The organism is Streptomyces sp. NRRL F-5122, assembly GCF_001507435.1.
Lineage (GTDB): Bacteria > Actinomycetota > Actinomycetes > Streptomycetales > Streptomycetaceae > Streptomyces > Streptomyces lannensis.
Map to the genome: position 1 here is coordinate 340,568 of NZ_LMWH01000254.1, position 15,494 is coordinate 356,061.

Genomic DNA, 15,494 nt, shown 5'->3' on the forward strand with positions numbered 1-15,494 from the left:
TGTCGCGTCATCTGCGGGGCTGGGCGTCCAGCACCTGCTGGAGCGCCTCGAACTCCTCGACGCACTTGCCGGAGCCGAGCGCCACGCTGTCCAGCGGGTCCTCGGCGATGTGGATCGGCATGCCGGTCTCCCGGCGGAGCCGCTCGTCGAGACCGCGCAGCAGGGCGCCGCCGCCGGTGAGGACGATGCCCCGGTCCATGACGTCGCCGGACAGCTCCGGCGGGCACTTGTCGAGCGTCGTCTTGACCGCGTCCACGATGGCGTTGACCGGCTCCTCGATGGCCTTGCGCACTTCGGCCGCCGAGATGACCACGGTCTTGGGCAATCCGGAGACCAGGTCCCGGCCACGGATCTCGGTGTGCTCGTCGGAGTCGAGGTCGTACGCCGAACCGATCGTGATCTTGATCTGCTCCGCCGTCCGCTCACCGAGGAGGAGCGAGTACTCCTTCTTGATGTGCTGGATGATGGCGTTGTCCAGCTCGTCACCCGCGACGCGGATGGACTGGGCGGTGACGATGCCGCCGAGCGAGATGACCGCGACCTCCGTGGTGCCGCCGCCGATGTCCACCACCATGTTGCCCGTGGCCTCATGGACCGGCAGGCCGGAGCCGATGGCGGCGGCCATGGGCTCCTCGATGATGTGCACCTGGCGCGCACCGGCCTGGGAGGACGCCTCGATGACGGCGCGGCGCTCGACGCCCGTGATACCCGACGGCACACAGACGACGACGCGCGGACGAGCCAGATACCGCCGCTTGTGGATCTTCAGGATGAAGTAGCGGAGCATCCGTTCGGTGATCTCGAAGTCCGCGATCACACCGTCCTTCAGAGGACGCACCGCGACGATGTTGCCCGGGGTCCGGCCGATCATCTTCTTCGCTTCCGCGCCGACCGCCAGGATGCCACCGGTGTTGGTGTTGATCGCGACGACGGACGGTTCGTTGAGTACGATCCCGCGACCCCTGACGTACACCAGCGTGTTGGCGGTCCCGAGGTCGACAGCCATGTCACGGCCGATGAACGACATTGAGTTCCCCATGAGGATTCGTCTGGCCTTCCCAAGTTGAGCGTTTGATGGCTTTTGTTGGGGCGGCGAAGTGGGTGCTGTGACGTGAAGGCTTACATCGTAGTCTCGCCCGCACGAAACATTGCGCGAGGGTCTTCGCCATTGTCAGCAGATGACGCCTCGCCTCGCTTGTGGAGACGGACGTTCGGGGGTAGCCGTTCCCCCTAACGGCACGCATATGCCGGGGGACGGCCGGGTTTTACGGGGCCCGATTTTCCAGCCACCCCCGTTACGGCATCCGGGTGACGTGACAAACCCTCAGGAATTGTTCACAAGAGACGTTCAGAAGTTCATCGGTCGGACGCTCAGAAGCGACCGGGGAAGAAGATCTTCAGCTCGCGCTCGGCGGACTCCTCGGAGTCGGAGGCGTGGATCAGGTTCTCACGCACGATGACACCGTAGTCGCCGCGGATGGAGCCCGGCGCGGCAGCGATCGGGTCAGTGGGACCGGCGAGCGCCCGCAGGCCCTCGATGACCCGCTCCCCCTCGACGACGAGCGCGACGACCGGGCCGGAGGCCATGAACTCCACCAGCGGCTCGTAGAAGGGCTTGCCCTTGTGCTCGCCGTAGTGCTGCTCGAGCGTGTCGTGGTCCAGCGTGCGCAGCTCCAGCGCACTGATGGTCCAGCCCGCCTTGCGCTCGATACGGCCGATGATCTCGCCGATCAGCCCGCGACGGACGGCGTCGGGCTTGAGGAGGACGAGGGTGCGCGCGGTCACGAGGGAGCTCCTTAATCGGTGGTGCGGGAGGATGAGGCTACAGGGCGGAGCCGGGTGGTTGTCACTCAGCGTCAGACTCTGCGGTTACGGTCCCGGGACCATGTCCCGTACGGGCGTGGACGACTGCGCGACCAGCCGCTCACGCCCTCGTACTGACGCCGGCCGAGGGGCCGTGGAACGGGCGCCCGGAAGGGCGTGCCCGACCCGGCGGACGGTCCGTGGACGGGACCGCGTCAGGCCGGACTGCTCTCGTTGCCCTCGGCCGCCGCGAAGCGGGCCTTCGCCTCATCGATCTTCCGTCCGTAGTGGACCGATGCCCACCACAACGCCGCGAAGACGGCGCCCAGGAAGAACATCGAGGGGACCACGAACCCGGCGGCGATCAGCGCAATCTGCAGCGCCCAGCCCAGCTGCACACCACCGGGTCGGGTGATCACACCGCAGAGCAGGACGCTGACGGCCATGGCGATGCCGCAGACCGTCCAGACCGTGCCGGTGGACAGGTCCGGGTCCTTCATGGCGACCAGCCCGGCGAAGCCGATGACGAAGAACTCGCCGATCAGGGTCGAAGAACAGAGCGTACGCACGGAGGATCAGCCCTTCCCCATGAGCAGTCGGGCCTCGCCGACGGTGATGACGGAGCCGGTGACGAGGACGCCCGCCCCGGCATACTCCCCCTCCTCCTCGGCGAGTGTGATCGCGGCCTCCAGGGCGTCGGGCAGCCTCGGCTCGACCTGGATGCGGTCCTCGCCGAAGACCTCCACCGCGACGGCGGCCAGCTCGTCGGCGTCCATCGCACGGTGGCTGGAGTTCTGTGTGACCACGACCTCGGCGAAGATCGGTTCGAAGGCCTCCAGGAGACCCCGGACGTTCTTGTCGCCGCTCGCGCCGACGACGCCGATCAGCCGGCTGAAGTCGAAGGCCTCGCTCACGGCCTCGGCGGTGGCGCGGGCCCCCGCCGGGTTGTGGGCGGCGTCCAGGACCACGGTCGGGGAGCGCCGCACGACCTCGAGACGGCCCGGGGAGGACACCGACGCGAACGCCTTGCGGACGGTGTCGCGGTCGAGCGGCTCGGGCCGCTCGGAGCCCACCCCGAAGAACGCCTCCACTGCGGCGAGGGCCACGGCGGCGTTGTGGGCCTGGTAGGCACCGTGCAGCGGCAGGTACAGCTCTTCGTACTCACCGCCGAGGCCGCGCAGGGTGACGAGCTGGCCGCCGACCGCCACCTGCCGGGAGACGACGCCGAACTCCAGCCCTTCGCGGGCCACGGTCGCGTCCACCTCCACGGCCTTCTTCAGCAGCACCTGGGCCGCATCGACCGGTTGCTGGGCCATGATGACGGTGGCGCCCTGCTTGATGATGCCGGACTTCTCCAGGGCGATCTCGCCGGGCGTGCCGCCGAGCCGGTCGGTGTGGTCCAGGTCGATCGGGGTGACGACGGCGACGTCCCCGTCGATCACGTTCGTGGCGTCCCAGCTTCCGCCCATGCCGACCTCGACGACCGCGACGTCGACGGGGGCGTCCGCGAAGGCCGCGTAGGCCATGCCGGTGAGCACCTCGAAGAAGGAGAGGCGGTACTCCTGCTGTCCGTCGACCATCTCGACGTAGGGCTTGATGTCGTTGTACGTCTCGATGAATCGCTCGGCGGAGACGGGGGCCCCGTCGAGGCTGATGCGCTCGGTGACGGACTGGACGTGCGGGCTCGTGTACCGCCCCGTGCGCAGCTCGAAGGCGCCGAGCAGTGCCTCGATCATGCGCGCGGTGGACGTCTTGCCGTTGGTCCCCGTGATGTGGATGGACGGATACGACCGCTGCGGCTCACCGAGCACGTCCATCAGTGCCGAGATACGGCTGACGGACGGCTCGAGCTTGGTCTCGCCCCAGCGGGTGGCCAGTTCCGCCTCGACCGCCCGCAACGCCCGGTCGACCTCGGGGTCGGCGGGGCGGCCGGGGACGTCTGCCCGGGGCGTGCCGCCCTGCGTACGCAGGGTGCGGCTGCCGGCCTCGATCACCGCGAGATCAGGATCGCGGTCGGTCTCGGCCGCGACGATGTCTTCGAAGGGATCGCTCTCATTGGGGTCAAGCGGAGGCACGTCACTCACGATGTCAGTCTACGGAGCACGGGTGACAGGCGCGGCCGCGGGCGGTCGTGTGCCGGGAGCGGCCCACGCGTGCGGAGCCGGCGGTGCCGGAGGAAGGCCGGCGCGCGGGCCCTGCTCGGTCCTCGGAGCGGGCCCTGGCCTGCCGCCGGCTCGTCCATGGTGATGTGGAAGGTGACCTGCCGTTCCGTTCCACCGGCCGCGACGGTGTGCACATACCCCCGGGCCGTGCTGTAGGCGCCCGAACCGCCGGTCAGGGCGATGTCGACGGCGAGAGCGGGGGTTCCCTGCCCCTTCAGGTGCAGCAGCGCCTGCGAGGTGATCTGGCCCTCGGGCAGCGCGAAGGTCCCGACGCACTGGAGTTGGAGATCACCCGGCTGGATCCGGATGTACGTGCAGACCACGCTGTGGTCGCCGATTTTCCTGCCGCCGCGGTAGAGGTCTTCGGCGAGGACGAGCTCGTCGCCCAGGCCGATCCCCTTCGCGCCCAGATCGAGCAGCCGGGACTGAACCTGTCTGGCGGTCAGCCGAATGGTCTCCGTGCGGTGGCCGTCGACGGCGGACGCCGGTGGCACGACGGCCAGGGCGGCGGCGGCCAGTCCGACGGTGGTGCCCAGGCGTAGGGCGCTTCTGCGCATGGTGCGTCTCCCATCAGGCGTGGGTGTTCCCCCACGCCTCATGGTCCGGTTCGTGCGGTGTCCTGCCCTCGGTGCCCGACCGTTCGGGTGGATCCTCCCTGTCACCGCACACGCCCGGCAGCCGAGTGCGCGTGACGCCCGGCCGGGAGGTCCCGGCCGGGCGTCACGTGTGGACCGTGTGCGGCGCACTGCGCCGCGCCGGGCCTTACGCCTGGGGCAGGCGCTCCAGCTGGGCCTGGATCCGCGCGATGTCCTCGTCGGCCTTGGCGAGCCGTGTGCGGATCTTCTCCACGACGTTGTCCGGCGCCTTCGCCAGGAACGCCTCGTTGCCGAGCTTGGCGGTGGCCTGGGCCTTCTCCTTCTCGGCGGCGGCGAGGTCCTTCGCCAGACGCTTGCGCTCGGCCGCCACGTCGATCGTGCCGGACAGGTCGAGGGCGACCGTGGCGCCCGCGACCGGCAGGGTCGCCGTCGCCGTGAACCCCTCGCCCTCGGGCTGCAGACGCAGCAGCTGGCGGATGGCCGCCTCGTGGGCCGCGAGCGCCGTGCCGTCCAGGGTCAGACTGGCCGGGACACGCTGGCCGGGCTGCAGGCCCTGGTCGGCTCGGAAGCGGCGGACCTCGGTGATGACCGACTGGAGGGTCGCGATCTCCCGCTCTGCTGCCGCGTCGCGGAAGCCGCTGTCGCGCGGCCAGTCCGCGACGACGACGGACTCACCGCCCGTGAGGGTGGTCCACAGCGTCTCCGTGACGAAGGGGACGATCGGGTGGAGCAGCCGGAGAGTGACGTCCAGGACCTCGCCGAGGACCCGCTTGCTCGCCTCGGCCGCCTCGCCGCCGGCCTGGAACGTCGTCTTGGACAACTCGACGTACCAGTCGAAGACCTCGTCCCACGCGAAGTGGTACAGCGCCTCGCTGAGCTTGGCGAACTGGAAGTCCTCGTAGAGCGCGTCGACCTGCGCGACCGTCTCGTTCAGACGGGAGAGGATCCAGCGGTCGGTCGCGGACAGCTTCGACGCCTCCGGCAGCGGGCCCTCGACCGTGGCGCCGTTCATGAGCGCGAAGCGCGTCGCGTTCCAGATCTTGTTGGCGAAGTTCCTGGACGCCTGGACCCAGTCCTCGCCGATCGGGACGTCCGTGCCCGGGTTGGCGCCGCGGGCGAGCGTGAAACGCAGTGCGTCGGAGCCGTACTTGTCCATCCAGTCGAGCGGGTCGACGACGTTGCCGAACGACTTCGACATCTTCTTGCCGCGCTCGTCACGGACCAGGCCGGTCAGGGCGATGGTCTTGAAGGGGACCTCGCCGTCCATGGCGTACAGACCGAACATCATCATCCGGGCGACCCAGAAGAAGATGATGTCGTGGCCCGTGAGCAGGACGTCGGTCGGATAGAACTTCCGCAGGTCCTCGGTCCGTTCGGGCCAGCCGAGCGTGGAGAACGGCCACAGGCCGGAGGAGAACCAGGTGTCCAGGACGTCCGTGTCCTGGTGCCAGCCCTCACCGGTCGGCGGCTCCTCGTCGGGGCCGACGCAGACGACCTCGCCGTCCGGGCCGTACCAGATCGGGATCCGGTGGCCCCACCACAGCTGGCGCGAGATGCACCAGTCGTTCATGTTGTCGACCCAGTCGAAGTAGCGCTTCGACATGTCCTCGGGGTGGATCCTGACCCGGCCGTCGCGGACCGCGTCGCCCGCGGCCTTGGCGAGCGGGCCGACCTTGACCCACCACTGCATGGACAGGCGCGGCTCGATGGTGGTCTTGCAGCGCGAGCAGTGGCCGACGGAGTGGACGTAGGGGCGCTTCTCGGCGACGATCCGGCCCTGCGAGCGCAGCGCGGCGACGATGGCGCTGCGCGCCTCGAAGCGGTCGAGCCCCTGGAATGGACCGTGGGCGGTGATGATCGCGCGCTCGTCCATGACGGTGATCGACTCGAGACCGTGGCGCTGACCGATCGCAAAGTCGTTCGGGTCGTGCGCCGGGGTGACCTTGACGGCACCGGTGCCGAACTCGGGGTCGACATGGGGGTCCGCGACGACCGGGATGCTGCGGTCGGTGAGGGGCAGCTTGATGCGCCTGCCGATCAGGTGCTTGTAGCGCTCGTCGTCGGGGTGAACGGCGACGGCGGTGTCACCGAGCATGGTCTCGGCGCGGGTGGTGGCGACGACGACCGAGTCGTCCCCCTCCCCGTACCTGATGGAGACGAGCTCGCCGTCGTCCTCCTGGTATTCGACCTCGATGTCCGAAATGGCCGTCAGACACCGCGGGCACCAGTTGATGATGCGCTCGGCGCGGTAGATCAGCTCGTCTTCGTAGAGCTTCTTGAAGATGGTGAGGACGGCCTTGGACAGGCCCTCGTCCATGGTGAACCGCTCGCGGCTCCAGTCGACTCCGTCGCCGAGACGGCGCATCTGGCCGAGGATCTTGCCGCCGTACTCCTCCTTCCACTGCCAGACGCGCTTGACGAACTCCTCACGACCCAGGTCGTGGCGGGACTTGCCCTCCTCGGCGAGCTGCTGCTCGACCTTGTTCTGGGTGGCGATGCCGGCGTGGTCCATGCCGGGCAGCCACAGCGACTCGAAGCCCTGCATCCGCTTGCGGCGGGTGAGGGCGTCCATGAGCGTGTGCTGGAAGGCATGGCCCAGGTGGAGGCTGCCGGTGACGTTCGGCGGCGGAATGACGATGGTGTACGGGGGCTTCTCGCTCTTGGCGTCGGCCTCGAAGTAACCGCGCTCCACCCAGCGCTCGTACAGCGCCCCCTCTACATCGGCCGGCGCGTACTGGGTCGGCAGTTCGGTGTCGGGCGCTGTGGGCTGCTGATGAGCGTTCTCGGTCACGGGGTCAGTTTAGGGGTGTCACCGGCCCGTCCCGAAACGCGATTCTTTCGTAACGGTGGAGCCACCCCGCGGCCCGCCCTTCGTCCGATTGCGCCAGGATGTCGGGGACACACATGAGTCTCTGGAGGGGAACCCAGAAGATGAGCTACAACCAGCCGGGCCCGTACGGCGGGCAGCCCCAGCAGCCCGGGCCGTACGGCCAGCCGGGTCCTTACGGCCAGCCGCCGCAGGCACCCCAGCCCGGCTACGGCTACCCCCAGCAGGCTCCGCCCTCTCCCGGCTACGGCTACCCGCAGCAGGCTCCCCAGGGCGTCCCGCCCCAGTCGAACCCCTACGGACAGCAGCCCGCAGCGCCCTATGGCCAGCAGCCCTACGGACAGCAGCCCTACGGACAGCAGCCCTATGGCTCCCCGCCGCCGGCACCCGACGGCGGCAGGAAAAGGACCGGCCTGATCATCGGCGCGGTGGCGGTCGTGGCGGCTATCGCGGTGGGCGCGTACTTCGTGATCGGCGGGGGCGGCGGCTCCGGCTCGGTCTCGGACGACGGCCCGCACAAGCTGACGGCGCCCGCGACGGTCATCGGCGGCACGTACAAGAAGGCCGACAGCAGCAACTCGCCGGACTCGATGAGCGACGACGACCTGTCGGACTTCCAGAAGTGGGGCGTGAAGAACGCGAAGGACGTCAGCGCCGGCTACCAGAACGGCACCGGGCTGACCGCCAAGAACCTCACCTTCGGCGGTGTCTACGGCACCATCGACGACCCCGAGGCCGTGGTGGACGCCATGTTCGCCAAGATCAAGTCGGAGTCCGAGAAGGACAAGTCCGACGAGGGCCGGCTGATCGGCAGCCCGGAGACGGTCCACCCGTCCGGATTCTCCAACGGCATCATGAAGTGCCAGGTGGCCGAGTTCACGAACGACGACACCGCGAGCACGGGCGCCGGCGCCGCGAAGTCCGTGAAGATGCCCATCTGCATCTGGGGTGACCACAGCACCGTCGCCGACGTCACGGCGTTCAGCTTCGCGGCCATGGCCGCCGGGAACGCGGGATCGATCGACGAGACGGCCGACCTCGCGGCCAAGCTCCGCAACGATGTGCGGGTCAAGGCCTGACGCCTTGTATCCCAAAGGTGAAGGGGCCCCGGTCGATTGACCGGGGCCCCTCACTCGTTCGGCTGACGGCGGTTACGCCGACTTCTGCTCTCCGGACCCACGCCCGCGCGCGTCCCGGGGGATCAGCGTCGGGTTCACGTTCGACAGGACGACATCCGCCGTGATGACGACCCGGGCGACGTCCTTCCGGGACGGGACCTCGTACATGACCGCCTGGAGGACCTCCTCCATGATGGCGCGCAGGCCCCGGGCGCCCGTCTGGCGCAGGATCGCCTGGTCCGCGATGGCCTCCAGGGCCTCGCGCTCGAAGTCCAGCTCCACACCGTCGAGTTCGAAGAGGCGCTGGTACTGCTTGACCAGGGCGTTGCGCGGCTCGACCAGGATCTGCAGGAGGGCCTTGCGGTCGAGGTTGTGGACCGAGGTGATGACCGGGAGACGGCCGATGAACTCGGGGATCATGCCGAACTTCACCAGGTCCTCGGGCATCACGTCCTCGAACTGGTCCTTCGACTCCAGTTCGCGCTTCGAACGGATCGTCGCACCGAAGCCGATGCCCTTCGCGCCCGCCCGCGACTCGATGATCTTCTCCAGACCCGCGAACGCACCGCCCACGATGAACAGCACGTTCGTCGTGTCGATCTGGATGAACTCCTGGTGCGGGTGCTTGCGGCCGCCCTGGGGAGGCACCGACGCCGTCGTACCCTCCAGGATCTTCAGCAGTGCCTGCTGAACGCCCTCGCCCGACACGTCACGCGTGATGGAGGGGTTCTCGCTCTTGCGGGCCACCTTGTCGATCTCGTCGATGTAGATGATGCCCGTCTCGGCCTTCTTGACGTCGTAGTCCGCGGCCTGGATCAGCTTCAGCAGGATGTTCTCGACGTCCTCGCCCACATAGCCCGCCTCCGTCAGCGCCGTCGCGTCGGCGATGGCGAAGGGGACGTTCAGCATGCGGGCCAGCGTCTGGGCGAGAAGTGTCTTGCCCGAGCCCGTGGGGCCCAGCAGCAGGATGTTCGACTTCGCCAACTCGATGGCGTCGTCACGGCCTTGGGCGCCGCCGTTCTCACCGGCCTGGACCCGCTTGTAGTGGTTGTACACCGCGACGGAGAGGGCCTTCTTGGCCGCCTCCTGGCCGACCACGTACCCCTCGAGGAACTCGTAGATCTCGCGGGGCTTGGGGAGTTCCTCCCAGCGCACCTCGCTCGTCTCCGCGAGCTCTTCCTCGATGATCTCGTTGCAGAGATCGATGCACTCGTCGCAGATGTACACACCGGGGCCTGCGATGAGCTTCTTGACCTGCTTCTGGCTCTTGCCACAGAACGAGCACTTGAGCAGATCGCCGCCGTCACCGATGCGTGCCACGGTGTGCTTCCCCTTCGCCTGGGAGACGCCTTGGATCCAGCGGCTCCTGGTGCTGCCTTATGTCCGACGGTACCTTGCCGGGCCCCCCGTTCGGGCCCCCCTTGGCACGGTTCACTTTGACGTGCAGCGTGTCAAACCGGGCCAAGGGGCGGCAGACGATACAGATCCGATGACGATATCGAGCCGATTCGCGTCAGCGGACAGAACTGTTGTTCATCTTCCGGGTGGAGATGATCTGGTCGATCAGGCCGTACGACAGGGCGTCCTCGGCCGTCAGGATCTTGTCGCGCTCGATGTCCTCACGAATCTTCTCGATCGGCGTGGTCGAGTGCTTGGCCAGCATCTCCTCCAGCTGCGCACGCATCCGGAGGATTTCGTTGGCGGCGATCTCCAGGTCGGAGACCTGACCGCGGCCCGTCTCACTGTACGGCTGGTGGATCAGCACACGGGCGTTCGGGAGCGCCATGCGCTTGCCCGGAGTGCCCGCCGCCAGCAGGACCGCGGCTGCGGAGGCGGCCTGGCCCATGCAGACCGTCTGGATGTCCGGCTTGACGAACTGCATCGTGTCGTAGATGGCCGTGAGCGCGGTGAAGGAGCCGCCGGGGCTGTTGATGTAGACCGAGATGTCACGGTCGGGGTCCATCGACTCCAGGCACAGCAGCTGCGCCATGACGTCGTTGGCGGAGGCGTCGTCGATCTGGACGCCGAGGAAGATCACGCGCTCCTCGAAGAGCTTCGCGTACGGGTCGTACTCGCGGATGCCCTGCGAGGTGCGCTCCACGAAGCGCGGGATGACGTAGCGGGACTCGGCCACGGGGGCGGTGTACTCGGCACGCGCGCGGTCGTAGAGGCCGCTGCCGGGGAAGTCGTTCACGGTGTCTCCTGAAAAGGGCTGAGGCGGTGGCTGGGGGGCTGGAGGGGCGCCGGGGCCTGGACTCGGCCCGCTGCGGCCCATACGGGGCGGACCGGGCGGCACGGCGGTCCGGGAGGCACTGCGGGGTGCCCTGCCGGTCCTGCGCGGCCCGGTGAGCCCTTACGAGCCCGCCCCGGTGCCTCCGCCGCCCGGCATGCCGGCAGCGGTGGTGATGACCTCGTCGATCAGGCCGTAGACCTTGGCCTCCTCGGCGTCGAACCAGCGGTCGCGGTCCGAGTCACGGGTGATCTGCTCGACCGATTGGCCGGTGTGGAAAGAGGTGAGCTCAGCCATGCGCTTCTTGGTGTGCAGCAGCCGCTCGGCGTGGATCTTGATGTCGGACGCGGAGCCGGCGAGGCCGGCCGAGGGCTGGTGGATCAGGATCTCGGCATTGGGCAGAGCGAACCGCTTGCCCCGGGTGCCTGCGCTGAGCAGGAACTGCCCCATCGAGGCCGCCATGCCCATGGCGATCGTCACCACGTCGTTCTTGATGTACTGCATGGTGTCGTAGATCGCCATGCCGGCGGTGATGGAGCCACCGGGGCTGTTGATGTAGAGGTAGATGTCCTTGTCCGGGTCGGCGGCAAGGAGCAGCAGCTGTGCGGTGATCCGGTTGGCGATGTCGTCGTCCACCGGCTGGCCGAGGAAGATGATCCGCTCGTTGAGCAGCCGGCTGTAGACCTGGTCGCCGAGGCCGCCACCGATGGAAGGCTCGCCGGCGGCGGAAGGCATCAGATTCGTCACGTATCCACCTGCTCGTCTTACGACGGCGCGGAGCCGTCTCACGTGTTCTGCCGGGGGCCTGGGACCCCGTGCGCCCCTCGCCGGGGCGGCTTCGGGGACTCCCCTGCCCTCGTATTCATGGACCCTAACGCGCAGGCAGGCGGGTGCCATCCCGGTTCAGCGGGTGTTCGCTGTCAGCGCATGGCCGTTGGCGATGCGGGACCCGGCGTCCTGGGCGCCCTTCCGGGCTCCGTCCCGGGCTCCGGATCCATTGTCGCCGCGGGTGCTCCGAAGGTCGCGTTGATGCGGGCTGATCGGTGGTGGCCCGGCCCGGCGCACGGGGCCCGCGACGCCGCGGCGCCCGGCCCTGCCCGGGCAAACGGCCGGCTCCGGACGGTCGTCGGCCGTACGCATACGGCGACGGGCCCCGGAGCGCACACGCGCATCGCGGGACCCGTCGTCACGGCTGTCGACCGTGCAGAGGTCAGGCCTCGGGCTTGTCCTCGGCAGCGGCCTCGGCGGAGCCCTCCGCGGCCTCGGACGCGGCGTCCTCGTCCTCGTCGTCGAGGTCGACCAGCTCGCCGTTGGTGTCCTTGACCGTGGCGGACTCGACCACCACCGCCAGGGCCTTGCCGCGAGCGACCTCGCCGACCAGCATCGGGACCTGGCCGCCCTCGACGACCGCCTGGGCGAACTGGTCGGGGGACATGCCGGAGGAGGCGGCGCGCCGCATGAGGTGCTCGGTGAGCTCCTCCTGGTTGACGTTCAGCTTCTCCTTGTTGACCAGCTCGTCGAGGACGAACTGGGTCTTGATGCCCTTGACCGCGGCCTCGCGCGTCTCGGTCTCGTACTCCTCGGCGGTCTTGCCCTGGATCTCCAGGTACTTGTCGAGGGTCAGACCCATCTGGGCGAGCTGGTGGTGCTCGACGTTGTGCTTACGGGTGTTGATCTCGTCCTCGAGCAGCTTCTCGGGGACCGGGACCTCGACCAGCTCGAGCAGCTTGTCCAGGACGCGCTCCTGGGCCTGCGTGGCCTGGTCGTACTGCTTCATGTTCTCGAGGCGCTTACGGCTGTCCGCCCTGAGTTCGTCCAGCGTGTCGAACTCGGACGCCAGCTGCGCGAACTCGTCGTCCAGCTCGGGCAGTTCGCGGGCGGCGACCTGGGTGACCTTGACCGTCACCTCGGCCTCCTTGCCCGCCGCCGAGCCGCCCTTGAGCTCGGAGGCGAAGGTGGCCTCCTCGCCGGCCGACAGGCCCTTCACGGCGTCGTCGACGCCGTCCAGCAGCTCACCGGAGCCGATGGTGTACGACACGCCCTGGGCGACGCCGTCCTCGAGGACCTCTCCGTCGACCTTGGCCTCCAGGTCGATCGTGACGACGTCGCCGTCCTCGGCGGCACGCTCGACCGGGGTCGTCGAGGCGAAGCGGTCACGCAGCTGCTCGACCGACTTGTCGATGTCCTCTTCCGTCACCTCGACGGCGTCGACCTCGACCTCGATGCCGGAGTAGTCCGGGATCTCGATGGTCGGGCGGACGTCGACCTCGGCGGTGAAGGACAGGACCTCGTTGTCCTTCAGCTCCTTGATGTCGACCTCCGGCTGGCCCAGCGGGTTCAGCTCGGCCTCGTTGACCGCCTCGGTGTAGAACTTCGGAAGCGCGTCGTTGACGGCCTCCTCGAGCACGGCGCCACGACCGAACCGCTGGTCGATGACCCGGGCCGGGATCTTGCCCTTCCGGAAGCCCTTCACCGTGACCTGCTGGTTGATCTTCTTGTACGCCGCGTCGAGGCTGTCCTTGAGCTCCTCGAAGGGCACCTCGACAGTGAGCCGAACCCGGGTCGGGTTCAGGGTCTCCACGGCGCTCTTCACGGTTCGGTCTCCTTGTGGCTGACTTCTGGGGGTTCTGCGGGTTCTGCCGAGCTGCTCCGCCCGGGACGGGCGAGCCTTCGACGGAAGGAGCGGGCCCCTGCCTGAGAGACATGGCAGTGCAGACACACGGGCGCGCAGCTTGCATAGTAACCGCAGCCGGTCAGCGCCCCAAAAGGGGATCAAGCAATCCTGCGCCGGGCGGCGCCGGCGCGTGGTCGGGGTGGCGGGATTTGAACCCACGGCCTTCCGCTCCCAAAGCGGACGCGCTACCAAGCTGCGCCACACCCCGTGCTGGTGCGACACGTAGGGTACATGCCCTGGCCGGATGCGTCGGCCCGTTTGTTCACGGGCGCGCGAGCGGACCGACGCGTTGGCCTACGGGGCCGGCGACCCGCTACGATGCCTGCAGTGCCGCGGTCACTGACCTGCGGCGCCTGTTGTTGCGGGCGTAGCTCAATGGTAGAGCCCTAGTCTTCCAAACTAGCTACGCGGGTTCGATTCCCGTCGCCCGCTCTTTCGGCTCAGGGCCAGGTCAGAGGGTCGATCCTCCGCCTGGCCCTGATGCGTTTCCGGCCTTCGCCCGGTCTTACGTGCCCGTTCCGCGCCCGTTCGGATTCTGATCTTGCTTGCGCGCCTGTTCGACAGCGGCGCGGTTCGGAACGGTCCGCGCCCACCAGCCCTGCCGCAATGGCCCCTGCCCAGGTGGATCGGCGAGAGTCCGGATGTCCGGGCCTTGATCTTCTGAAACCGGCGATCTCGTGGTCACGACCGTTGACGAGCTGCCGATGGATCGGCGCGAACGCACGGACGAGCGCCCTCTGCGATGCGTCGGCTCCCCCATGGACCGGGCCTGGCGCCGATCATCCGTCCGCGTCACGCGATCGACGGGTCCTTCTCCTCGCGCACCGTCCAGGACAGACCGTCCGAGAGAGCTTGCGTCGCCTCTCCGACCCCACGCAACGGGAATACGACGACCGAGGCCGCAGCCAGGGCGCACAGGAGCCAATCGAGCACCCAGGGCAGGTTGTCGGGGCCGAAGCAGAGGACGGGGGCGGTGAGCAGTGCGGCGAGCAGAGCCCCGCCGAGTATCCGGGCGTGAACAGGTGCGGAGAATTTGGCGGTGCGCGGCAGACGCCGGACGGCACGGTCGGAAAAGGGCGGGCGGGCGATGCCGTTCAGGTACGGGCGCGCCTCCTCCGGGTCGGCCAGGCCCATGATCACCTCGCCGCTGTCGGCGACGAATGCCGCGGGCAGGTCCTCGTCGATCAGCTTCCACCGCTCCGGCCAGCAGAGCCAGCCTTCCTGGCCGCCGAGGCGCAGGGCCGCCCGGCCCACCTCCTCGTGAGAGCCGCCCAGCCTGATCTCACGACCGCCGTCCCGGAGGACGAGCCAGTGGAACTGCGTGATGTCCAACTCACCGGGCTTGTCACCGCGCTTGAGGTAACGCATCCGGACCGGTTCCCCGACCCGGACGCGTACGGCGTGGAGCTCGCCCCGGCGGGCGTCCTCGGACAGTACGTGCAACTTTCTGCGCACTTCGGCCCGGCTCGCCCGGCGGCGTGCAAAGAGGAGTGCTTTCACCGTCACCACGAAGACAAAGATGATCAGCGCTCCGGCGAGCACCCCGCCCGAACCGGCGGCCAGCCGGGTGAGCACGAACGGGGTCAGGATGAGGAGGACGGCCCCCGTCGCACGGCCGACGTCGCGGGCGGGCAGCGGGAGCCGATGCGGCAGCGGCGGCACCGGGGACGGCTGCCTCGCGGCGAAGGACGCCGCGCCGAGCGGCGGCGCCGCGCGGCAGGCGAGCGCCCATGCTCCGGCGGCGACACCGGCCGCACCGAGCGCCGACAGTATGTCCCCACGCGGGGCGGGGGCGTCGTAGCGTACGAAGACCAGGGCCAGGGCCGTGGCGGCGCAGGCCAGGCCAATGGTGCCGAGGGCGCGGGTGATCAGGGTGGAGCGTCGCATGGGCGTCCTTCACCGAGGAGGTGGAGCGGGGTGGGGGCACCGACTCACGAGGCTGGGTACGCACAGACCGATGACTTCCGGGAAACGTGCAGGTAGGGATCCGGTGAGCCGGTGGCCGTGCGGCACACCAGTTTTGTCTGTGATCCAGAACAATGTAAAGGAAGTGTGAACCAACTCTGGTGCGGCCGCTCGGACTT

The 15,494-nt window shown here is 68.7% G+C and carries 12 protein-coding genes and 2 tRNA genes; 2 read left to right on the top strand and 12 right to left on the bottom strand.

The features are described from left to right. Positions 1-7: 7 nt before the first annotated feature. The 6 genes from ADL25_RS33330 to ADL25_RS33355 all read right to left on the bottom strand — a co-directional run bounded on the left by ADL25_RS33330 (position 8) and on the right by ADL25_RS33355 (position 7,352). Entirely contained in the window at positions 8-1,027 is a 1,020-nt protein-coding gene (locus ADL25_RS33330) for a rod shape-determining protein (RefSeq protein WP_059131610.1), read from the bottom strand. A 344-nt stretch (positions 1,028-1,371) separates the two neighbouring features. Beyond that, positions 1,372-1,785, bottom strand: coding sequence for a nucleoside-diphosphate kinase (gene ndk / locus ADL25_RS33335; RefSeq protein WP_059131611.1), 414 nt, complete (start codon positions 1,783-1,785; stop codon positions 1,372-1,374). Positions 1,786-2,018: 233 nt separating this feature from the next. Beyond that, positions 2,019-2,372 (bottom strand): DUF4233 domain-containing protein, encoded by a 354-nt coding sequence (locus ADL25_RS33340; protein WP_059131612.1) that lies wholly within the window; start codon positions 2,370-2,372, stop codon positions 2,019-2,021. A gap of 6 nt (positions 2,373-2,378) precedes the next feature. Beyond that, the gene (folC, locus tag ADL25_RS33345) at positions 2,379-3,887 is read right to left on the bottom strand and encodes a bifunctional tetrahydrofolate synthase/dihydrofolate synthase (protein ID WP_234381127.1); all 1,509 of its coding nucleotides are present in this window, start codon (positions 3,885-3,887) and stop codon (positions 2,379-2,381) included. Next, the gene (locus ADL25_RS33350) at positions 3,884-4,522 is read right to left on the bottom strand and encodes an allene oxide cyclase barrel-like domain-containing protein (protein ID WP_059131613.1); all 639 of its coding nucleotides are present in this window, start codon (positions 4,520-4,522) and stop codon (positions 3,884-3,886) included. The genes folC and ADL25_RS33350 overlap by 4 nt, the downstream gene beginning before the upstream one ends. Before the next feature lie 205 nt (positions 4,523-4,727). Beyond that, positions 4,728-7,352 carry a valine--tRNA ligase gene (locus ADL25_RS33355; protein WP_059131614.1) on the bottom strand — a complete coding sequence of 875 codons (2,625 nt, stop codon included), beginning with the start codon at positions 7,350-7,352 and terminating at the stop codon, positions 4,728-4,730. A 140-nt stretch (positions 7,353-7,492) separates the two neighbouring features. On the opposite strand from ADL25_RS33355, the gene ADL25_RS33360 reads away from it, so the two are divergent. Further along, positions 7,493-8,467, top strand: a complete 975-nt coding sequence (locus tag ADL25_RS33360; RefSeq protein WP_059131658.1) for a hypothetical protein — start codon at positions 7,493-7,495, stop codon at positions 8,465-8,467. A 72-nt stretch (positions 8,468-8,539) separates the two neighbouring features. Here ADL25_RS33360 and clpX read toward each other — a convergent pair whose 3' ends face one another. From clpX to ADL25_RS33385, 5 genes are all read right to left on the bottom strand, one after another. Beyond that, positions 8,540-9,826, bottom strand: coding sequence for an ATP-dependent Clp protease ATP-binding subunit ClpX (gene clpX, locus ADL25_RS33365; RefSeq protein WP_059131615.1), 1,287 nt, complete (start codon positions 9,824-9,826; stop codon positions 8,540-8,542). A gap of 193 nt (positions 9,827-10,019) precedes the next feature. Then, positions 10,020-10,700 carry an ATP-dependent Clp protease proteolytic subunit gene (locus ADL25_RS33370; protein WP_059131616.1) on the bottom strand — a complete coding sequence of 227 codons (681 nt, stop codon included), beginning with the start codon at positions 10,698-10,700 and terminating at the stop codon, positions 10,020-10,022. Positions 10,701-10,859: 159 nt separating this feature from the next. Beyond that, positions 10,860-11,471, bottom strand: a complete 612-nt coding sequence (locus tag ADL25_RS33375) for an ATP-dependent Clp protease proteolytic subunit (protein WP_059131659.1) — start codon at positions 11,469-11,471, stop codon at positions 10,860-10,862. Between the two features lie 475 nt (positions 11,472-11,946). Then, positions 11,947-13,329 carry a trigger factor gene (tig, locus tag ADL25_RS33380; RefSeq protein WP_059131617.1) on the bottom strand — a complete coding sequence of 461 codons (1,383 nt, stop codon included), beginning with the start codon at positions 13,327-13,329 and terminating at the stop codon, positions 11,947-11,949. A gap of 212 nt (positions 13,330-13,541) precedes the next feature. Next, a tRNA-Pro gene (locus ADL25_RS33385) sits at positions 13,542-13,618 on the bottom strand. 153 nt (positions 13,619-13,771) lie between these two features. Here ADL25_RS33385 and ADL25_RS33390 point away from each other — a divergent pair. Continuing rightward, positions 13,772-13,842: transfer RNA gene (locus ADL25_RS33390), tRNA-Gly, on the top strand. Between the two features lie 360 nt (positions 13,843-14,202). Here the strand turns inward: ADL25_RS33390 and ADL25_RS33395 are convergent. Next, positions 14,203-15,297: a hypothetical protein gene (locus tag ADL25_RS33395; RefSeq protein ID WP_059131618.1), complete on the bottom strand. Its 1,095-nt coding sequence runs from the start codon at positions 15,295-15,297 to the stop codon at positions 14,203-14,205. Positions 15,298-15,494: the final 197 nt, after the last annotated feature.

Bases quoted from the DNA above. Each gene is read 5' to 3' on its own strand.
- ADL25_RS33330 (WP_059131610.1), bottom strand. From the start codon at position 1,027: ATGTCGTTCATCGGCCGTGACATGGCTGTCGACCTCGGGACCGCCAAC.
- ADL25_RS33350 (WP_059131613.1), bottom strand. From the start codon at position 4,522: ATGCGCAGAAGCGCCCTACGCCTGGGCACCACCGTCGGACTGGCCGCC.
- ADL25_RS33360 (WP_059131658.1), top strand. From the start codon at position 7,493: ATGAGCTACAACCAGCCGGGCCCGTACGGCGGGCAGCCCCAGCAGCCC.
- ADL25_RS33375 (WP_059131659.1), bottom strand. From the start codon at position 11,471: ATGCCTTCCGCCGCCGGCGAGCCTTCCATCGGTGGCGGCCTCGGCGAC.
- ADL25_RS33395 (WP_059131618.1), bottom strand. From the start codon at position 15,297: ATGCGACGCTCCACCCTGATCACCCGCGCCCTCGGCACCATTGGCCTG.